This window comes from Streptomyces sp. NPDC059355, from assembly GCF_042752335.1.
GTDB lineage: Bacteria > Actinomycetota > Actinomycetes > Streptomycetales > Streptomycetaceae > Streptomyces.
On sequence record NZ_JBHYXN010000015.1, the window covers coordinates 142,732 to 162,055 of the forward strand.

Annotated in this window: 13 protein-coding genes and 4 pseudogenes; 7 read left to right on the plus strand and 10 right to left on the minus strand. The window is 73.0% G+C overall.

Annotation, left to right across the window (positions count from 1 at the left end; all coding sequences use genetic code 11):
- Positions 1-41 precede the first annotated feature (41 nt).
- Together ACFXGI_RS17140 and ACFXGI_RS17145 are read right to left on the minus strand one after the other, a co-directional pair.
- Positions 42-449, minus strand: coding sequence for a DUF3224 domain-containing protein (locus tag ACFXGI_RS17140; RefSeq protein WP_384706785.1), 408 nt, complete (start codon positions 447-449; stop codon positions 42-44).
- Entirely contained in the window at positions 446-1,423 is a 978-nt protein-coding gene (locus tag ACFXGI_RS17145; RefSeq protein WP_384706787.1) for a LysR family transcriptional regulator, read from the minus strand. The genes ACFXGI_RS17140 and ACFXGI_RS17145 overlap by 4 nt, the downstream gene beginning before the upstream one ends.
- A 72-nt stretch (positions 1,424-1,495) precedes the next feature.
- Between ACFXGI_RS17145 and ACFXGI_RS17150 the strand changes: the two genes are divergently transcribed.
- Positions 1,496-3,007, plus strand: coding sequence for an aminotransferase class I/II-fold pyridoxal phosphate-dependent enzyme (locus ACFXGI_RS17150; protein ID WP_384706789.1), 1,512 nt, complete (start codon positions 1,496-1,498; stop codon positions 3,005-3,007).
- 71 nt (positions 3,008-3,078) lie between these two features.
- On the opposite strand, the gene ACFXGI_RS17155 is transcribed toward ACFXGI_RS17150, so the two are convergent.
- A complete protein-coding gene (locus ACFXGI_RS17155) occupies positions 3,079-4,029 on the minus strand; it encodes an ion transporter (RefSeq protein WP_384706791.1) in 951 nt (316 codons plus the stop codon).
- A 179-nt stretch (positions 4,030-4,208) separates the two neighbouring features.
- Complete coding sequence (locus ACFXGI_RS17160; RefSeq protein WP_384706793.1) at positions 4,209-5,396, minus strand: MFS transporter; 1,188 nt, start codon at positions 5,394-5,396, stop codon at positions 4,209-4,211.
- 194 nt (positions 5,397-5,590) lie between these two features.
- Here ACFXGI_RS17160 and ACFXGI_RS17165 point away from each other — a divergent pair, with 194 nt between their 5' ends.
- On the plus strand, positions 5,591-6,817 hold the full coding sequence (locus ACFXGI_RS17165; RefSeq protein ID WP_384706795.1) for a PP2C family protein-serine/threonine phosphatase: 1,227 nt from the start codon (positions 5,591-5,593) through the stop codon (positions 6,815-6,817).
- Positions 6,818-6,935: 118 nt separating this feature from the next.
- Here the strand turns inward: ACFXGI_RS17165 and ACFXGI_RS17170 are convergent, their stop codons facing one another.
- The gene (locus tag ACFXGI_RS17170) at positions 6,936-8,303 is read right to left on the minus strand and encodes a YhgE/Pip domain-containing protein (RefSeq protein ID WP_384706797.1); all 1,368 of its coding nucleotides are present in this window, start codon (positions 8,301-8,303) and stop codon (positions 6,936-6,938) included.
- Positions 8,304-8,439: 136 nt separating this feature from the next.
- Between ACFXGI_RS17170 and ACFXGI_RS17175 the strand changes: the two genes are divergently transcribed.
- Complete coding sequence (locus ACFXGI_RS17175) at positions 8,440-9,198, plus strand: MerR family transcriptional regulator (protein WP_384706799.1); 759 nt, start codon at positions 8,440-8,442, stop codon at positions 9,196-9,198.
- Positions 9,199-9,357: 159 nt separating this feature from the next.
- Here the strand turns inward: ACFXGI_RS17175 and ACFXGI_RS17180 are convergent.
- A pseudogene (locus tag ACFXGI_RS17180) lies at positions 9,358-10,047 on the minus strand (AraC family transcriptional regulator); the annotation flags it as partial.
- 110 nt (positions 10,048-10,157) lie between these two features.
- Between ACFXGI_RS17180 and ACFXGI_RS17185 the strand changes: the two are divergent.
- From ACFXGI_RS17185 to ACFXGI_RS17195, 3 genes and pseudogenes are all read left to right on the plus strand, one after another.
- Complete coding sequence (locus ACFXGI_RS17185; RefSeq protein ID WP_384706801.1) at positions 10,158-10,850, plus strand: amidase family protein; 693 nt, start codon at positions 10,158-10,160, stop codon at positions 10,848-10,850.
- A 30-nt stretch (positions 10,851-10,880) separates the two neighbouring features.
- Positions 10,881-11,099: pseudogene (locus ACFXGI_RS17190) on the plus strand (amidase family protein); the annotation flags it as partial.
- 119 nt (positions 11,100-11,218) lie between these two features.
- Entirely contained in the window at positions 11,219-12,730 is a 1,512-nt protein-coding gene (locus tag ACFXGI_RS17195) for a serine/threonine-protein kinase (RefSeq protein ID WP_384706803.1), read from the plus strand.
- On the opposite strand, the gene ACFXGI_RS17200 is transcribed toward ACFXGI_RS17195, so the two are convergent.
- Both ACFXGI_RS17200 and ACFXGI_RS17205 read right to left on the minus strand, forming a co-directional pair.
- Positions 12,714-13,718 carry a MerR family transcriptional regulator gene (locus tag ACFXGI_RS17200; RefSeq protein WP_384706805.1) on the minus strand — a complete coding sequence of 335 codons (1,005 nt, stop codon included), beginning with the start codon at positions 13,716-13,718 and terminating at the stop codon, positions 12,714-12,716. The genes ACFXGI_RS17195 and ACFXGI_RS17200 overlap by 17 nt on opposite strands.
- 3 nt (positions 13,719-13,721) lie before the next feature.
- Entirely contained in the window at positions 13,722-14,390 is a 669-nt protein-coding gene (locus ACFXGI_RS17205; protein WP_384706807.1) for a HEAT repeat domain-containing protein, read from the minus strand.
- 182 nt (positions 14,391-14,572) lie between these two features.
- Between ACFXGI_RS17205 and ACFXGI_RS17210 the strand changes: the two genes are divergently transcribed.
- Positions 14,573-15,853, plus strand: a complete 1,281-nt coding sequence (locus ACFXGI_RS17210) for an NAD(P)/FAD-dependent oxidoreductase (RefSeq protein ID WP_384706809.1) — start codon at positions 14,573-14,575, stop codon at positions 15,851-15,853.
- Between the two features lie 71 nt (positions 15,854-15,924).
- On the opposite strand, the pseudogene ACFXGI_RS17215 reads toward ACFXGI_RS17210, so the two are convergent.
- Together ACFXGI_RS17215 and ACFXGI_RS17220 are read right to left on the minus strand one after the other, a co-directional pair.
- Positions 15,925-19,008, minus strand: a pseudogene (locus ACFXGI_RS17215) (glycoside hydrolase family 3 N-terminal domain-containing protein).
- 229 nt (positions 19,009-19,237) lie between these two features.
- Positions 19,238-19,324: pseudogene (locus ACFXGI_RS17220) on the minus strand (lytic transglycosylase domain-containing protein); the annotation flags it as partial.

Genomic DNA, 19,324 nt, shown 5'->3' on the forward strand with positions numbered 1-19,324 from the left:
ACCACCGGACCGGCACGGAACCCGTCGAAGCCGTGCCGGGCTCAGCCGAGCAGGTAGTCGAACCAGATCCGGTGCGTGCCGTCGGCGTCGACCGCCATCCCGCCCGAGCCCGAGATCCCGGCCAGGCCGGCGGTGCCGCTGGACGGGACGATGGTGAAGAACTCCGCGGTGCGGTCACTGCCGGACGTCGTCGCGGAGTGCACGAAGTTGAAGGCGCCCTCCCGGCCCTGCAGCGATCCTTCGAAGGATTCCATCGCCACGTAGGTGCCGACGCCGGTGGTCTGGTCGAACGCGGCGGTGAAGAGGGTCGCCGAGTGGCCCGTGACCTCTCCCTCGAAGTGTTTCTCCATCGTCGCCACGCCCACCGGCAGTGCGGTGGCCACGGCCGGTTCGGGCTTCAGCTCGGAGGGGGCGAACCCTGTCACGGTGAACGTTCCGGTAGCTCTCATGGACCGACCGTACCGATGGGGTCTGACAACGGCCCGGCCGGCTTGCGGAGATCGCGGTCCGCGCGGGCCCAGCCGTCCGTGACCAGCGCGGCCTGTTCCCGGAGCGCCGAGACCAGCTCCTGGGCACTGCGGGCCGCGGTGGAGCGCAGGACGACGACGCTGATCTCCCGCGTGAGGTCCGGGCCGTCCAAGCGGCGCAGGGCAAGGTCCGGGTGGGGGGTGCCGAGGGCGAGCCGCGGCACCAGCGCGATGCCCGCGCCGGCGGCCACCAGGCCCTGGACCACGGCGTAGTCGTCGGTGCGCATGGCGTGGACGGGCTCGAACCCGTGTTGGGCGCAGGCCCAGGACAGGACGCGGTCGCACGGGTCGTGGGGGTCGGCGGCGCCCACCCACTCGGTGTCCCGCAGCGCGGTGAGCGGGACCCGGTCCAGGGCCGCGGAGGGGTGGTCCTGCGGCATGACCAGGAGCAGGGGATCGGCCAGGAGGGGGTGGAGCTCGAACTCCTCGTCCAGGTCGAGCCGGTCCCCGGGCTGCGAGAAGACGAGCGTGGCCTGCAGCTCCCGGGCCCTCAAGCCGCGTAGGAGCAGGGGCAGTTCGCCCTCGGTGAGCGAGATGTGGACGCCTTGGCGGTGGAGGCGTTTGACGGCGGGGGCGAGCAGGAGGGCGCCGGCGGTCGGGAAGGTGCCGATGTGGAGCGTGCGCAGGCCCCGCTCCGCGAGCCCGCGCACCTCCAGCTCGGCGTACCGGAGCCGTTCGAGTACGCCCTCGGCGTGCGGCAACAGGGCCTCGCCGAGCTCGGTGAGAGTCGCTCCGCGCGGTCCGCGCCGGACGAGCCGGGCGTCGAAGTGGGCCTCCAGGGCGGCCAGATGGTGGGTGACCGTCGGCTGCGTGTAGTGCAGCGCACGCGCGGCGGCCGCGAGCGAGCCTTCCCGCACGATGGACCGGAGCACCTGGAGATGCCGGATCTCAAGCATATAGACAGCCTATGGAGGCCTATAGAAAAGTCCAGCATTCCTCTATGGCCATTGCGCTGGCACCCTCCCGGTGTGAACACGCGAACCACCCCTCCCCCAGGCCATGCGCCGCCCCCGGACCAGCTCCGCGCCCCGTACGCCGACGCCCTCCTCGCCCACGCGGGGCGGGACTGGCTGCGGCTGAACGTCCCGGGGCACGCGGCCGCCCCGGACTCGGACCTCTGCGCGGCCTTCGGAGCGCGGGTGCCGGCCCTGGACTTCCCGCCGCTGCTCGACGGTCTCGACCTCGGCGCACACACCCCGCTGGACGAGGCGCTGGAGCTCGCCGCCCGCGCCTGGGGCGCCCGGCGCACCTGGTTCCTGACCAACGGCGCCTCACAGGGCAACCAGATCGCCTCGATGGTCGCCCCCGCCCTGGGCCGCACGCTCGTCGTGCAGCGCAGCGTGCATTCGAGCGTCGTCGACGGGCTGGTGCTCTCCGGCCTGCGCGCCGTCTTCGTCCAGCCCTCCGTCGACCCCGGCCAGGGCATCGCCCACGGGGTGACCGCCGGGGAGGTCCGGACGGCCCTGGAGCGGACCCCCGACGCCGCGGCCGTCCACGTGGTCTCGCCGAGCTACTTCGGGGCCGTGGCCGACGTACGGGCCCTCGCGGACGCCGCACACGCCGCCGGAGTACCCCTGATCGTCGACGAGGCGTGGGGATCGCACTTCGGCTTCCACCCCGCGCTGCCCGACGGGGCGCTGGCCCTCGGCGCGGACCTCGTGACCTCCAGTACCCACAAGCTCGGCGGCAGCCTGACCCAGTCGGCCATGCTGCACCTCGCCGAGGGTCCCTTCGCGGACCGGCTCGAACCCCTCGTGGACCGGGCCTTCCGGCTGGTGCAGTCGACCAGTGCGAGCGCCCTGCTGACCGCCTCCCTGGACCTCACCCGGCGGGCCCTGGTCACGGGCGCCGACCGGATCACCGGCTCGGTGGAGGCCGCGGACAAGATACGGGGGGTGGTACGCGCGCTGGGCCGCTTCGGGGTGGTCAGCGACGGCTTCCACCGGTTTCCCGACATCACGGCCGCCGACCCGCTGCGCATCGCCCTCGACACCCGCGCCGGCGGGATCACCGGGCACGAGGCGCGGCGGCTGCTCTTCCGGGACCACCAGGTCATGGTCGAAGTCGCCACGGACGCCGCGATCGTCGCCGTGGTGGGCGCAGGGTCCGCACCGGACGCCGATCGGTTCCTCGAGGCCCTGCACTGCCTGCCCGCCCCGCTCGACGACTGCGCCTCGGGCTCCGGCTCCCCCGCCCCCGAGCGGGCGCGGCTGCGGCTGCCGCGCCCGGGGCCCGCACGGCTCACCGCCCGCGAGGCCTTCCTCGGCCCGGCGCGGGTGGTGCGGGCCGAGGAGGCCGTCGGCATGGTGTCCGCCGACACCCTGGCCGCGTACCCGCCCGGTATCCCCAACGTACTGCCCGGGGAGGTCATCACCTCCGAGGCCGTCGAGTTCCTCCGCCGTACCGCGACCGCTCCCGGCGGCCACGTGCGCGGGGCTCTCGACCCGGACGTCTCCCGCCTGCGGGTCGTCGCCCTCTGACGCCCCACGACCGGCCGCTCGCGGGCGGCCCGTCGCCGGGTGTCCGTCGTACAGGGCGGGTCGGGCATCGCCTACCCGCCCGCCGCGGCCCCCGCCAGCGAGGGGGATCCGGTCGTGACCGGCGACGGCGCGCGCGAGGGGTCGAGCTGCGCCTCCATGTCGTCGAGGGCGCTGCGAACCGCCGCGATCCGCAGGCGCAGCTCGTCCGCCCCTTCCGACGCCGTCCGCACCGTGCCCGGGTGTACCGCGGGCCGCCGGGTGGCAGCCTGCTCGGCCCGCTTCGCCTCCTCCTCCATCTCGCGTGCCTCCTCCAGGGCGTTGAGGACGACACCGATCAGCACGTTGACCAGGACGAAGGAGGCGAGGAGCACGTAGGAGGCGTAGTAGACGATGCTGAACGGGGAGACCGCCAGTCCGGCGTGGACTGCATCGCCCAGCCCCTCCAGCGTCATCAGCAGGAACAGCGTCAGCCCGGCCCGGCCCAGAGAGCCGTAGTGCACCGGGTCGTGGCCGGCGAAGCAGATCCAGCCGATCATCGCGTAGACGTAGAGGATCAGGGCGCCCACGAACAGGAAGCTGACGGTTCCGGGCAGGCTGCGGCCGACGGCGACCAGCAGGACCCGCAGCTGCGGCATGAACTGCGCGGTGCGCAGCACCCGGGCCAGCCGCAGCAGCCGCAGCAGCGTGGTGTTCTCGCGCAGGAACGGGACGAAGGCCGAGGAGACCACCAGCAGGTCGAACACGTTCCACGGATCGCGGAAAAAAGCTTTCGGCCGGTCGGCGTGCGCACCGAGGCGGATCAGCATCTCCAGGGTGAACGCCGCGACGCAGAATCGTTCGGCGGAGTGGAGGAGGACGCCGTACTCCACGGAGAGTCCGCTGTACGTCTCGACGCCCAGCAGCACGGCGTTCAGGAGGATCACCGACATGACGCCCAACCCGAACGCGCGCGCCTCGCACACGTCGCGGCAGCGCGCGGCAAGCCTCTCGCGACCGGTGGACGTCCGAATGAGGTCTGACATCATGCTCCCTCGCCTGCGACCGGCACACGGCCGCGGGCCGTGTCACGCCCCGGCGGATGCCGCGGCTTTGATCAAGCTCCAGGGCGTGTAACGCCGCACGGCCGGATTCGAGTCGCTCCGGCCCGACACATCGCCCGATCGGGGACCCGCGGGCTCGGCCGTGGTCCACCGGACAGTCGCTAGTCCTGGCGCACCGGGTGGCGGAGCAGGTATACGGCCGCGATCGACACCAGGGCGGTCATGCACGCGAGGAACACCAGTCCGGATCCCTCCAGGCCGAGAGGGCCCGTCAGCAGGCCCACTCCGATCACCGGGACCGAGATCCCCGCGTACGCCACCACGAACAGCAGCGAGATGACCGCCGCGCGCCGGTCGGCGGGAGAGGCCCCCGCCACCGCGGAGAGCGCCCCGCGGAAGGCCAGGCCCTGGCCGGCGCCGCCGACGAGGGCGCTGAGGACCACCAGCGGCAGCAAGTCCCGGTACAGGGCCCCCGCGAGCAGCAGCAGCCCGGCGAGGAGTGCCGCGCAGCCCAGCGGCAGGGACCGGCCGACCCCGATGCGGCCCACGGCCAGTTGTCCGGCTGTCGAAGCGAAGAAGGCCAAGGCGACGACCAGCCCGATCACGGCCCGGTTGTGCACGCCCAGGGACTCGACGAGGAACGCCGGGCTGACCGACGTGAACACTCCGAACAGCGCGAACCCCACGAAGGAAGCGGTTGCCGCGGGCACGAACACCCGCCGCACGGACGCGGGCAGGGCGGGCCGCTGCGGCCGTACCGCCGCGAGCGGCCGCCGCTCCCGTACCGTCTCGGGCAGTCGCAGCAGGACTGCGGCCGAGCAGGCCACGAGGGCGAGGTGCACCACGAACGGCAGGTACAGCGGCCAGGGCGCGTACTGGGAGAGCACACCGGCGAGCAGGGGGCCGCAGCCCAGCCCGCCCATGTTGGCGGCCGTCGCCACGAACGTGGCGCGGGAGGAGCCGTCCCGCGGCGCGAGCTCCATGACGTACGCGGTCGCGGCCCCGGTGAACAGGCCCGCGGACAGGCCCGACAGCAGCCGGCCCGCGTACAGCCAGCCCAGCCCGGTGGCGCACAGGAAGCAGCCGGCGCTCGCCGCCGCGAGTCCGAGGCCCGCCAGCAGCACGGGCCGCCTGCCCACGACGTCCGAGGCGTTGCCCGCCAGGAGCAGGACCCCCATGACGCCGAACGCGTACACGGCGTACACGACCGTCACCTGCAGCTCGGAGAATCCGAACTTCCCCTGGTAGAGGCCGTAGAGGGGGGTGGGCAGCGTGGTGCCGGCCATGCACACGGCGAACACCGCCCCGCCGAGCAGGCACTGGCGCCATCGTCTGCGATCACCGTCCATGCCGCCGACGGTAATCGCGCCCGGCATCCCGGACGGCGCGGCATGCCGACGGCACGGCGGGCCGGTGGCGCGCCCCGCCCGGGCGGAAGGCATCCGTTGCCTGTCATCGCTGTCGTGGCGAGATTCCCGCTGTGACCGACGCGAGTTTATATGGTGAGGTTCTACGACATACTGGGCACGGAGGCGGGCGATACATGCCGGATGTGGTGATCGATTACGCGACGGTGTTCCGGCTGCTGCCCGGAATGGTGGCCCTCCTGACCACGGACCTGGTGTACGTGGACGCGAACGAGGAGTTCCTCCACTCCTCGGGCCGCACGCGGGACCAGATGATCGGCCGGTACCTGTTCGACGTCTTCCCCGACAATCCGAACGATCCCTCCGCGAACGGGATGCGCAACCTGGCGGCGTCGCTGCAGCGGGTCGTGGAGACCGGCGAGCGGGACGCCATGGCCCTGCAGCGCTACGACGTGGAGTCCGCGGAGCGACCCGGCGAGTGGGAGGAACGGTACTGGAGCCCGGTGAACGCGCCGGTCTTCGACTCCGAAGGACGGGTCGTGCTCCTGGTGCACCGGGTGGAGGAGGTCACCGAACTGATCCGGGCCCGCGGCCGGCGGGCGAGCGGCCAGGCCCAGGTCTTGGAGGCGGAGCTCTACACACGCGCCCGCGAACTCCAGGAACTCAACGAGCGCCTGCGCGAGGCCCATGCCCGTGAGCGCGAGGTCGCGCTCGCCCTGCAGAACGCGATGCTCCCCGTCACCCGACCGACCGGGGACACCAGGATCGCGGTGCGCTACCGCCCCGCCGCCGGTTCCCTGAACGTGTGCGGCGACTGGTACGACCTCGTCGACCTGCCCGGCGACCGCATCGCCGTGGCCGTCGGTGACGTGGTGGGCCACGGGCTCGCCGCCGCGGGTGTCATGGGCCAGCTGCGCAGCGCTCTGAGCGCGACCTCGCGTGTCGCCGAGGGACCGGCCGAGGCCCTGGAGGTGCTCGGTCTCTATGCGCGCTCCGTCGAAGGCGCCGAGAACACCACGGTCGTCGAGACGTGCATCGACTGGGACAGCCGTACGATCACCTACAGCAGCGCCGGCCATCTGCCGCCCGCGCTCGTACGTCTCGACGGCACGGTGGACTTCCTCGACCAAGCAACCGATCCGCCCTTGGGGGCCCGGCCGGAGCACCTGCCGAGGCCGCAGGCCACGACGGCGTTCTCGAACGGCGACACGCTGGTGCTGTACACGGACGGTCTGGTGGAGCGCCGACGCGAGGACATCGACGTCAGCCTCGAGCGGCTGGCCGAAGCCCTCGTGCGCCACCGTGACGCCGATCCCGAGAGGATCGCGGACGCTCTGCTGGTCGACCTGCTCTCCGTCGGCGGCGCCACCGACGACACGGCCCTGATCGTCGTCCGGCTCTGAACCCCTGAACCCTGGTGGGTGCGGGGGGGCAGGCCTTCGGAGACAGGGCCGAGTCGTACGGGACGTGCGCGGGGCGGTGCGGGGTCCGGGCCGTACACCCGGCTCCCACGGAGGCATCTCAGGCCGTGGCGTTCGCCGCGGGCCCGGTGGCCTCGGGGGTCTCGGGGGTCTCGGGGGTCTCGGGGGCTTCGGCCGGGGCCTCGGACCCGGCGTCGGGCCGGGGGATGCGGTGCAGCCCGCGACGGTCGTAGAGGCGGGTGACGGCGAAGCCGAAGACCAGCGCGGCGACGAGGGCGATGCCCATCGAGGCCCACGCCCGGCTCAGACCCGCGTCGGCCTGGGCGCCGTAGTACAGGATGGCGCGCATGCCCTCGGTGATCTGGCGCAGCGGCTCGAACTCGGCGAGGGCCCGGAAGAAGCCGGGCAGCGCCTGGAGCGGCACGGTCGCGCCGGAGGAGGGGACGGCCATCGCGACGAAGACGATGGTGGCCAGCAGCATGCCGGGGGTGCCGAAAGCGGCGAACAGGGCCAGGCTGCCCATGCCGACCACCGCGATGGTGGCGACCGAGTAGAGCCACAGCAGGCCGAGGTGGGAGGCGTCCATGTCGAGGATCTTGACGGTGGCGACCTCGACCAGTGTGCCCATCACGAGCGACATTCCGAGCATGAGCGCCATGCCCGCGGCCAGCGTACGCACGCGGCTGGTGTGCTGGACGGGCTCGCGCTTGCGGACCGGGCCGTAGTCGGTGTGCAGGTAGCCGAGGGCCGTGTCGACCTGGGAGTTGACCAGGTTGGCGCCGAGCATGCCGCAGACGACGAGGACCAGCGCGTAGTAGAAGGCGCTCAGGCCCATCGCGCTGCGGGAGCCGACGGGGTGGCCGTCGGCGACGGTGACGGTCACCGGGTCGGCCAGCTTGAGCTGGGCGGCCGTCGGGAGCGGGGCCTTCTGGGCCGCGGCCTGCTTGAGGAGTTCCTGGCCGAGCTGGGCGGACGCCGCGTGGGCGGCCTTCTGGGCGGCCTGGGAGGACATCGAGGAGCCGATGCTGCCGGCGGCCTGGTTGGTCAGCACGGTCAGGGTCGGCGGGGCCGCCTTGCCCTGGGCCGCGGGCTGCGGGGCGCCGAGCGCGTTCACCGTGGAGGTGAATTCCCTGGGTATGACGAGGGCACCGAAGACCTTGCCCTTGCCGAGCCGCCTGTCGGCCTCCTCGCGGCTGACGAGCTGCCAGTCGATGCTCTTGTCGCCCTTGGCGGCCTTCTGGATGCCCGCGACGATCTGCTCGCCCAGGTTGACGTGGCGGCCGCCCGCGTCGGCGCCGCTGTCGGTGTTGACCAGGGCCACGGGCAGGTCGCGCAGGTTGCCCTTGGGGTTGACGTTGCCGCCGACGTAGAGCAAGGCGAACACCATCGAGACGACTGCGGCGATGAGTCCCGTCCCGACCCACAACCGGGGTCGGCGGAGCACGGAGGGGGGCGTGGGATGAGGCATCGATTCTCCGGCGCGGCTGCGTTCGTATCCGAGCTGGATACTTCAGGTATCCAGCTACTGGATAGTGGCAGTATCTTGTTGTGGTGTCCAATCGCCGACAACGGATGCCGGACCACACGACCAGCAGGGAAGCCGTATGAAGATCTCGGAGCTCAGCCGGCGCACCGGCGTGCCGGTCGCCAGCATCAAGTACTTCCGGCGGCAGGGCCTGTTGCCCGCGGGGCGGGCGACCGCCGCGACCCTGGCCGAGTACGGGGAGGAGCACGCCGAGCGGCTGCGGCTGATCAAGGCGCTGACCACGCTCGGCGGCCTGTCCATCGCCGCCACCCGGGACGTGCTCGGGGCCGTGGACCAGGCGCACAGCTCCGAGGGCGCCCTCGGAGCGATCAGCTACGCCCTTCCGGTGCCGGTGGCGGCCCAGCCCGCCGCGGGCCCCGAGGAGGAGGCCGAGGCCGAAGCGAGCGCCGGGGCCGAGGTGACGGAGCTGCTCGCGGCCCTGGAGTGGCAGGCGCCCGGCACTTCCCCGCACGTCAAGGGGCTGACGTCGGCGCTGAAGGAGCTGCGCCGGCTGGACGCCCGGTACGCCCCGGGCGAGCTCGCCGCCTACGCGAGGCTGGCCGAATCGGTGGCCCGGCTGGACCTGGAGCGCGCGGCGGGCCTCGACGACCCGGTGGCCCTCGCCGAGCGGGCGGTCATCGTCCTCGCGATCTGCGCCCCGGTCTTCGAGCTGCTGCGGCGCCTTGCCCAGGAGGACCAGGTCCGGCGCCGCGTGGCGGCCGGCGGCGGCGCTGTCGCCGTGGCCGACGCAGCCGCCGTCGAGCCGGCCGCCGTCGACGGCGAGCACGACGACCTGCCGCGGGTCCGCCCGGGCCGCAGCCGCGGCACCCCCGTCTGACCCGCGGGACCGGCGGTCGCCGCTCGGGCCCCTCCGGGTGCCCCGGCGACGGCCGCGGGCGTCACCCCGGCGAAGGTCCGCACGTCCCGGTGGAGGTGCGGACTGATCGGCGTAGCCGGCCTCCGCAGCCACCTGGGCGGCAGTGCACCCCACTGCGAGACGGTGGACCGCCTCGTCGAAACGTACGAGCTGTGCGGCGCGCTTCGGGCCGAGGCCGACCTGGGAGCGGAACCGGGAGCACAGCCGTTTGCGGCTCCATCCGGCCTCGGCCGCCAGCCGCTCGACCCCGACCCGTCCCCGGTGCGTCACGAGCTGCTCCCGGACGAACGCGACCTCCGGGTCGACCCGTCGCCCCGCCTCGTACCGTCGCCCCGCCTCGTACCGTCGGGCCGGCACGGAATCGGCGATGGCGAACCGCCCTTCCCACGACCGGGCGAGGCGCAACCGCTCCTCGGTACGCCCGGCCTCGCGGCCCCACAGTTCGCGCAGCGGGACGACCGCGCGGCCCCACTCGGCGCAGCCGCCCAGCACGGCGTGCGCCACCAACGGCGACAACCGCAGCTGCAGGCACTCGATTCGGCGTCCGCGGCCGCGAACGCCGTCGGGCGCGAGCCCGAGGACGACGCTCCCCTCGTGCCGCACGCCGTCGCCGTCCTCGACCGCGAGCGGACCGTCGCCGAGATCGACCGCCACCGTGACGGCGGGGTACGGGACCACGCTCAGATCGGCCGGGTCCGGGGTACGGGCACGGAATCCGGCCATCCCGACCCCCGGCAGCAGGCCGGGGCGCGACGGGGCGGCGACGTCCCACACCGCGGCGGCGTCAGGTGCCGGCTCATCGGACCCCATACGGCCACGGCACGCCCGGACTTCGCGACATTCGTCCCATACCCGGGCCCGCGGCCACGGCAAGACCGACGGCCCAGGCCAGCGCCCCGGACCCGAAAGGACCGCCCGGGATGCCCGCACCGATCGACCCCTTCACTCCGGCCGTCGAACTCGCCGCCGCCATCCGCCGCAAGGAGGTGAGCCCCGTCGAGGTGGGCGACTGCCACCTGCGCCGGATGGACGGGCTCGACCTCCTTCTGAACGCCTTCTGCCACCGGGCCGACGACGAGGTCCGCAAGGCATCGGCCGATGCCGCCGACGCGGTGGTACGGGCCGCCTCGCCCGATGACCTTCCGCCGCTCCACGGGGCCCCACTGCCGGTCAAGGACTTGCTCGACGTTGCGGGTTGGCCCACCACCTGCGGTTCCGCGGGTGCCGACCGGGCGCCGGCCGCGGCCTCGGACCCCGTGGTGCGGCGGTTCGTGGACGCGGGGTTCGTACTGCTCGGCAAGACCACCACGTCCGAGTTCGGGGCGCTGCCCTTCGCCGAGAGCGAGGCCCTGGGCATCTCGCGCAGCCCGTGGGACCCGCAGCGCACGGTGTGGAACGCCGCCGCAGGGATCCCGCTCGCGGATCCGGACCGTGTCGAGCCCTACAACCGTGCCCTGCGCGCCGCGGCCCGGTCGAGCGACTCCTGGTCGTACGTGGAAGCGGTGACGAGGGCCCAGCATTTTTCGCGGCGCATCGTCGAGGGCTTCGTGGCCTCCTTCGACCTCCTGGTCACGCCCACGATGGCGTGCCTCCCGCCGCCGGTCTGCGCGTGACGGGCGGGCACCGAGGACGATCCGCCGGCGGCGCTGAGGAACAGCTACCCGATGGGGGTGTTCACCTCGCTGTTCAACGTGACCGGCCAGCCGGCGATCACCGTCCCCGTCCACCACGACCCCGCGACCGGCCTCCCCGTCGGCGTCCGGATCGTCGCCGCGCCCTGGCGGGAGGACCTGCTGCTCCAGGTGGCGAGCCTGCTCGAACAGGCACTGCCCCGGGCCCATCGCCGCCCGCCCTTGAGCTGACCGTCCCCGGCCGGGCCCTGTCCGCCCCGTCGAGGACGGGGCGGAGACCGATGGTCGGGCTGACACGGGGTGCGCGCCGGCTCTACGTTCTCCTTCAGGCGATCGCACTCGGGGGAACCGTGGAACAGTTGAAGGCCGGCGACCCGGCGGCTGTCGGCCCGTACCGGATCACGGCGCGGCTCGGCGCCGGCGGCATGGGGCAGGTCTACCTCGGGGAGTCGCGCAGCGGTCGGCGGGTGGCGGTGAAGGTCGTACGGCCGGAGATCGCCTCGGACCCCGGCTTCCGAGCGCGGTTCCGGCGCGAGGTGGAAGCGGCGAAGGCGGTCGGGGGGTTCTGGACGGCGACCGTGGTCGACGCGGATCCGGAAGCGGAGACGCCCTGGGTGGCCAGCGACTACATCCCGGCGCCCAACCTCGCCGAACGGGTCCGGGAGAGCGGGCCGTTGACGGAGGACGCGGTGTGGCGGCTCGGCGCGGGCATGGCCGAGGCGCTGCACTCCGTGCACCGGGCGGGGCTGGTGCACCGCGATCTCAAGCCCGCGAACGTGCTGGTCACGGAGAACGGGCCGCGGCTCATCGACTTCGGGATCGCCAAGGCGCTGAACGGTGCGACCGTGCTCACCCGGACGGGCGTGGCGATCGGCACCGCCGGATTCATGTCGCCCGAGCAGGCCCAGGGCGGCAGTGTCGGTACGGCCAGCGACATCTTCTCCCTCGGCACGGTGCTGTGCTTCGCGGTCACCGGGCGCATGCCGTTCGGGGAGGGCAGCGCGGCGCAGCTGCTGTACCGGGTCGTGCACGAGACGCCGAGCCTGGAACACGTACCGGAGGGGCTCCGGGCGGTGCTGGGCGCGTGTCTGGAGAAGCGGGCGGAGAGGCGGCCGTCCGCGGAGGAGGTGCTGTCCGCTCTGAGCGCGGGTGGTGCGGTGACCGTGGCACCTTCGCCGACGGTTGCGGATGCCGGGCCGCGCATGCCCGTGGCTCCGCCGGCCCCGCCGCCTGCGTCTGCGTCTGTGCCTGTGCCGCCGCCTGCGCCCGCGCCGCCGGTGCCGGCGGTCGTCGCGCGGAGATCGGCGGGGCCGGTCGAAGTGCGCTACGCCATGGGGCACATGCGCGTGGCCTTCGCTGCCGTGCCGGCCGGGCTCGTTCCGCTCGGGGCGGCCGTGTTCTCCTTCGTGGAGCATCCCGTCCCCGCCGCGTTGGCGGGCATCGTCGCGCTCGTGGTGTTCAGCCTGGGAGGGCTGGCCATGGCACGGGGTGACGCGGCTTTTGTACGGGTGGCGGGTGACGGGCTCCACTTCTTGCGCGAAGGCCATGAATGGAACGCGACCTGGGCGGAGTTGGGCCGGGTCACGGTGAGTGCGACGCGCTGGGGCCTGACGCAGGAGTTCGTCGTGGTGGGCGAACTGGCTCCGACGGCGACGAAGAACGTCGTCTGGGAACGCTTCCGCCCGGTCGCCTCCGCCTCCGGCCCCGGCCCCGGGCCCAGGGCGGCGGTCACCACCATCCGCTTCCGCAACGCGGAGCTGGCGCGGGCGGAGATCGGACGGCTGCACGAGGCGCTGCTGCTCCGCGCCGGCGAGCGGTACGTGTACGACGCCGGACTCCTCGCCGTCATCCGCGGCCGTTGACCGCTCGCAGGGTGAGGACGTACGTCGCCGTCAGCGCGACGGCCGCGTCTTCGTCGTGTGACAGGTCGGTGAGGGCGCGCGTGGCCCTGGCTCCCGGGATGTCCGCGAAGGCCTGGGTCAGGCGCCGGCGTACGGGCGATGCGTCGGCGCCGGCGGGGAGGCGGGCGACGAGTGCGGCGGCGATCCGGTCGGCCGGCTCGGTGCCGTCGGCCAGCGCGCCGAGCGCGTCGGCAGCGTCGACGTCGTTCACGCCCTCGACGATCATGTCGATGAGCGTCGGGATCGCGTCGGCCGCTCCGAGTGCCAAGGCCGCCTGCCCGCGGACCACGGCGTCGGGGCTCGTGAGGGCGGCGCGGAGGAGGGCGACCGCCCGTTCGCCCGGAATCTCGGCGACGGCCCGGACGGCCCGTTCCCGTACCTCGGCCAGCGGTGAGTCCAGGCCCCCCGCCAACAGGTCCAGCGCGGCATCGCCCGATTGGGCCACGGCCCAGCGAAGGGCCCCGGCGACGTTCGGCTCCGTCTCGCTCAACGCCGCCTCGACGAGGGCTTCCACCGGGAGCGGCGCCTCTTCGGCCGAAGCCAGGGCGGCCCGCTGGCGTTTGCCGGCGCTCTCCGATCCCAGCGCGTGCAGGAGCGCGACGGTCTGGAGAACGTCCTCCCAGCCGGCCGGTTCCGCGGCGCCGATCCGGCGCAGGCGCGTGAGCAGCGCCGTCTCGGCGGCGATGCGCTCCTGTGTGGTGCGGATGAGGTCGGCCACCAGTTCCGAGGGCCGGAAGCCCGGGTCGTCCAGGGCGCGTGCGACGTCACGCAGCGACAGGCCGAGGGAGCGCAGGCTCTCGACGTGGAAGATCCGCCGGATGTCCTCGTCGGAGTACTCGCGGTACCCCGAGCCCGTACGTCCCGTCGGCCGCACGAGGCCCAGCGACTCGTAGTGCCTGAGCATGCGGGCGCTGACTCCGGACCTCTTGGCCACCTCACCGATCAACAACGTCTACTCCCCTCCTGGCCGGCCCCGCAGGGCCGTGACGCGCTTGGCCTCCTCGATCGCGTCCTCGAAACCGGCTTCCGGGTCGCGCAGCAAGCGTTCCGTGGCCATCGCATGGTGACTCACCCTCGGGTCGGGATCCGTCATCGCAGCGCGTACGGCCGGGAATGCCGTATCGCCGAGTGCGATCAGCGCCCGGCTCAGGCTCAGCCGTGTCTCACGTGCGCCCCGCCCGAGCTGTGTCGCCAACGCCGCGGCCAGCTCCGACTCCTCTCCCTCGGGCACCAGCACCACCGCCGCCCGCCAGGCACAGCGCGCCACCTCGTCGTCGGCGTCGGACAGGAGCGCCGACGTGATCGCCGGCCAGGCCCGCCCGTCGCCGATCTTGGACAGCGTATGCAGTGCCTGGCTCCGTGCCTGCGCCCGCCCGGACCGGAGCTCGTCGGTCAGCCGCGGGACCGTGTTCGATGCCGGGTGTCGGGTGAGCGCCCACGTCAGCGTCTCGCGCACGGAGAAGTCGGGCTCGATCGCGCACCGCTCGACGAGCTTGTCCACGCACCGCTCGTCCGGGTTCGAGCCGATCGACAGCGCCGCCCGCAGCCGCACCGACGCGCGTGCGTCCTCCAGCCCGCGCAGAGCGCCCGGCGTGTGCCCGTCCTGGTCCGTCGTGGTCATCGGAACCACCTCCTGGACGGCAGTGAAGACCTTGTCACCGTGTCAAGGTCAAATGCGTCCAAGCCATCGGGATCACGGCTCCCTACTATTGGTCATGTGCCTGACAGCAGCGGCACTGCGGCTCTGCGGCTCTGCGGCACTCCCACGAACGGCACCACACCACCGAAGGGAGCAATCAGCGCATGGCCAAGCCTGAGAGCGCGGGATACGACTACGACGTCGTCATCAGCGGAGCCGGCCTCGCCGGCAGCGCCGCGGCGATCCTGCTCGCTCGACGCGGCGTCCGCGTCGCACTGCTGGAACGCCGCTCGGACCCCGAGGCGTACAAGGTGCTCTGCACCCACTCCATCACGGCCAACGCCTACCCGGTGCTGGACGGACTCGGCCTCGTCCCCGCCCTGGAGAAGGCGGGAGCCGTCCGCAACGAGGCCCGCTGGTACACCCGCTGGGGTTGGATCGAGCCGAAGCCCGCGCCGGCGGGCCCCGAGCTGCCGTACGCGTACAACATCCGGCGCAGCATCCTCGACCCCTTGATCAGGTCCCGCGCGGCGCAGACCCCCGGAGTGGATCTGCTCCTCGGCCACCAGGTGACCGGGCTGGTGCGGGAGGCCGGGCGGACCGCGGGGGTGCGTGCGTCCACGCCTCAGGGTGAGCGCGAGATACGGGCCCGCCTGGTGGTCGGCGCCGACGGCAAGGACTCGGCGGTGGCGAAGTTCGCCGGGGTGCCCGCCCAGAGCCACGAGAACAAGCGGTTAGGCTACCTCGCGCACTTCCGCGGCCTTCCGCTGCACGGCGGGATCGGCCAGACGTGGTTCCTCGAGCCCGACATGGCGTACGCGTTTCCGAACGACGACGGTGTGACGGTCCTCGCGGTGCTCCCGGACAAGAAGCGGCTGCCTGCCTTCCGGGAGGACCTGGAGGGCAGCTTCCTCGCGTTCGTCCGCGCCCTGCCCGAGGCGCCGCCCATCGACTCCGCCGAGCGCATCTCGAAGATCATCGGCACGATCGACTACCCGCTGCACAGCCGCAAGCCGATCGCGCCGGGCCTCGCCCTCGTCGGCGATGCCGCCCTGACCGGTGATCCCCTGTGGGGGGTGGGTTGCGGGTGGGCCCTGCAGTCCGCGCAATGGCTGGCGGAGGCGGTCGCTGCGGCCGCGGCCGGTCGGGGAGATCTCGACAAGTCGCTCGCGGCGTACGCACGCAGACACGGGCGCCGGCTGCGCGGCCACCAGGCCATGGCCGCCGACTTCGCCAAGGCCCGCCCGTTCAATCCGATCGAGCGGCTGGTGTTCTCGGCGGCGGCGCGTGATGAATCGGTGGCACGGCACATGCACCTGTTCGCGCAGCGCCTGATCGGTCCGCTGCGCTTCTTGAACCCCGTGGCGCTGGCCAGGGCCTCGGCCGTCAACATCAGGCATCTCGGGAAGACCGGCCGTACGCCGTCCGGTGCGGACGGCCGCTGAGGCACGGCCGAAGCGCCCGCGCGACGACCGCGCGAAGCCCCCGCGCCCAAGCGCGCGGGGGCTTCTCCCTGCTACCGGGCCGCGGCCCTGAAGGCCGCCGTCAGGCCCGCCACCGCCCCCGTCAGGTCGCCGGTCAGCAGGTGGTGGTCCGCTTCCGCGAAGGGCTGGGACGAGGCCTGCGTGAAGCGGCCGCCGATCCGCCCCGCGGCGATCGCCCGGGCCCGGTCCGCCACCGCGCGACCGGCTTCCGAATCGGCCCCGGCCGTACGCTCCACCGCCGCCGCGACCACCGCGAGGGCGCGCAGCGCCTGCTCGCCGCCCTGTGGCGGTGCGCCGAGCGTGGTCAGGCCCCAGCCGTACGGGAACTGCGGATCGTAGGCCGAGTCGCCGACGTTGATCGGCAGTTGCGCCTCCGACTTCGGCCAGGTGACCGGAAGCCGGCCGGTGAACGGCTGCTTGCCGTACAGCACGTCGGCAACGCCGTCGCCCTCGGTTCCCGGCAGCCAGGACGCGACCAGTGCCGTCATCCGGTCCAGCCGGTCCCCGATCAGCTGCGGGCGCCCGGAGACCACGAGCACCGCACACCGCATCGCCGCGCAGACCCGGTCCACGGCCGCCTTGTCCGCATCCGAGAGCTGCAGGTCGTGCCCGTTGCCCACGTCGCCCACTCCCTCCGCGTACGGGGTCTCGCCGACGACGACCACGCCCACGTCGTAGCCGGCCGTCGGCGCGGTCGCATCCTTGGAGTACGTCACCGACTGCGGCGAGGCGGCCGCCTTGCGCATGCCCTCCAGGATCGTGGTGCCCACCGTGTTCCGCCCCGACGAGCCCTGCCAGCTCACGGTCCAGCCGCCCGCCTGGTTGCCCAGGTCGTCCGCGTCGGAGCCTGCGACGTACACCTTCTGCGAGGGCTTCAGCGGCAGCAGGCCGGCGTCGTTCTTCAGGAGGACCTGGGACTTCGCCGCCGCCTCGCGGGCCACCGCCCGGTGTTCGGCCGATCCGACGGCGCCGAGACCGGAGCGGTCCGCGTACGGATGCTCGAACAGGCCCAGCTTGAACTTCTGCTCCAGGATCCGCGCCACGGCGTCGTCGATCCGCGCCTGCGGGATCCGGCCCGCGGCGGCCTCGCCGAGCAGCGTGCGGTGGAAGTCCTGGTAGGCGCTCGGCACCATGATCATGTCGAGGCCCGCGTTGATCGAGGTCCGGACGTCGCTCGCATAGTCGCCGGGAATCTGGTCGATGGCCTGCCAGTCGCTGATGACGAAGCCCTTGAAGCCCATCCGGTCCTTCAGCACCCCGTTGATCAGTTCCGCATGGGCGTGCATCTTGAGCGGGCCGGCGTCGTCGTCCGGGAAGTCCACCGAGGAGTACGAGGGCATGACCGTCCCCACTCCGCGCCTGACCGCCTCCCGGAACGGAGCCAGGTGCACCGCCTCCAGCTCCTGCCGGGTGACCCGGGTGACGCCCTGGTCGATCGTGTAGGAGCCGGTGGTGGAGGAGCCGTACGCGGTGCCGCCGTCGCCCGCGTAGTGCTTGGCCGTGGCCAGCACCTTGTCCGGGCGGCCGAGGTCCCGGCCGTCCGGTGCGCCCTGCATACCGCGGATCACCGTCTCCATCGCCGTGACCAGCGCCGGGTCCTCGCCGAAGGCCTCGTACGAGCGTCCCCAGCGCTCGTCGCGCGTCACGCACAGGCACGGCGCGAAGTCCCACGGGACGCCCGTGGCCCGGACCTCGGCGGCGGTCACCGCGCCGGTCCGCTCGGCCAGTTGCGGGTCGCGGGAGGCGCCCAGGCCGATGTTGTGCGGCATGATCGTGGATCCCACGAGGTTGTTGTGGCCGTGCACGGCGTCCACGCCGTAGATCAGCGGGATCTGGAGGCGGGCCGCCCGGGTGCGCAGCTGGTAGCCGTCCACCATGTTCGCCCACCCCTCGGGGGTGTTGGGGCTGGGGACGGAGCCGCCGCCGGACAGGAGCGAGCCCAGACCGTACGCGGCGATGTCACCGCGGGACGCCAGCGCGTTGCGCTCGGCCTGGGTCATCTGCCCGGCCTTCTCCTGCGGGGTCATACGGGCGAGCAGGTCCGCGACCCGTTTCTTCACCGGCAGTTTCGCGTCGAGGTAGGGGAGCCCGTGCGCGTCGATCACGACGAGCGGGTCCTCGGCGGGCGGCCGGGCCCCGGTCACGGTCAGCTTCACCGGTACGGTCTCGGCGGTTTCGCCGTCGCGGTCCTTGGTGGTGGTGACGGTGACGGTGCGCGAGCTGCCGGAGGGGGTTCCAGCCGGGAAGGTGAGCGTGCCGGTCACCGGCCGGTAGTCGGTCCCGGGGGTGGCGGTGCCGCCTTCGGTGGAGTAGCCGACGGTCACCGGCTCGGCGAGCGGTCCGGAGCCGGTCGTGGCCACGGACACGCGTACGTCGGCGGAGCCGCCTTCCTTCACAGGGTGAACGGTGGTGTCGGTGACGACCCTGGTCTGGACGACCGGGTCGGCGGCCCCGTACACCTCCAAACCGTCGATCATGAACTCACCGGCCCGGCCCACCGGGAAGGTGAAGGCGTAGCCCCACATCTCGGTCAGCCCGAGCACGTGGTCGATGCCGCCGACCGGCTGGTAGTCGGTGCGGTACTCGAACCGGGAGAACGGGATCTCGACGAGGTGCCAGCCCTGCCAGTCGTCGGTGAAGGAAGTCGTCCACAGCTCGGACGCCTCGCCGTCGGCCCCGCCGTCCTTGAGCTCGAAGTGCACCCGGGAGCCCGAACCGGGCGGCAGCGGCGCGGTGTTCTGCCCGTACTACCAGAACCGGATGCCTCCCCGGGCACTCCAGTCGTGGGCGGGCCGGTCGAAGGCGAAGTCGTGGGTGTAGCCGCCCCACCCGCTGATGTCGTACGCCCCGTGCAGCACCTTCGCGCCCTCGGGGGCGTCGGCGCGCTCCCGGAGCTCCAGCCGGGGCTGGTCGTCGGCGTCGGCGCCCCAGGTGAAGAGGCCTTCGGCGGGCGGTCCGGCGAACGGGATCTCGCCCTCGAAACGGTCGACCGCCGTCGGGGGTGGTGGTTCCCCGACGGCGGCCGTGGCCGCGGCCTGTGCGAGCGGGAGGAGTCCGGCGAGGACGCCGGCCACCCCCAGCAGGGCGGTTCTGAGCCGGCGGCGGGCCGGTGTCAGGCGTGCGCTGGTCACAAAGCGCCTCCGAGGTCCATACCACGGGACAGGACACCGCGTGAGTCAACTGAACTGCCCTGCTGCCGTCAAGACTTCACGTCACGACTGGCCGAATGCCGCCCTGCACGGCGGCGCGGCGCCCGCCCGCGTTCGTCTCCTGAACGCAAAGACGCTCGGCCGGGAAATCCCGGCCGAGCGTCTTCGTGGTGCGCGTCTGCTGTCCGCTGGTGGCTTAGTACCAGTGGTGGGTCTGCCAGAAGTTCCAGGCGCCGACGGGGCTGCCGTAGCGGGAGTTCATGTAGTCCAGGCCCCACTTGAT

Coding starts and splice junctions, on each gene's coding strand:
- ACFXGI_RS17155 (WP_384706791.1), bottom strand. CDS start 4,029: ATGTCAGACCTCATTCGGACGTCCACCGGTCGCGAGAGGCTTGCCGCG.
- ACFXGI_RS17140 (WP_384706785.1), bottom strand. CDS start 449: ATGAGAGCTACCGGAACGTTCACCGTGACAGGGTTCGCCCCCTCCGAG.
- ACFXGI_RS17165 (WP_384706795.1), top strand. CDS start 5,591: ATGCCGGATGTGGTGATCGATTACGCGACGGTGTTCCGGCTGCTGCCC.
- ACFXGI_RS17175 (WP_384706799.1), top strand. CDS start 8,440: ATGAAGATCTCGGAGCTCAGCCGGCGCACCGGCGTGCCGGTCGCCAGC.
- ACFXGI_RS17205 (WP_384706807.1), bottom strand. CDS start 14,390: ATGACCACGACGGACCAGGACGGGCACACGCCGGGCGCTCTGCGCGGG.
- ACFXGI_RS17210 (WP_384706809.1), top strand. CDS start 14,573: ATGGCCAAGCCTGAGAGCGCGGGATACGACTACGACGTCGTCATCAGC.
- ACFXGI_RS17185 (WP_384706801.1), top strand. CDS start 10,158: ATGCCCGCACCGATCGACCCCTTCACTCCGGCCGTCGAACTCGCCGCC.
- ACFXGI_RS17170 (WP_384706797.1), bottom strand. CDS start 8,303: ATGCCTCATCCCACGCCCCCCTCCGTGCTCCGCCGACCCCGGTTGTGG.
- ACFXGI_RS17160 (WP_384706793.1), bottom strand. CDS start 5,396: ATGGACGGTGATCGCAGACGATGGCGCCAGTGCCTGCTCGGCGGGGCG.
- ACFXGI_RS17145 (WP_384706787.1), bottom strand. CDS start 1,423: ATGCTTGAGATCCGGCATCTCCAGGTGCTCCGGTCCATCGTGCGGGAA.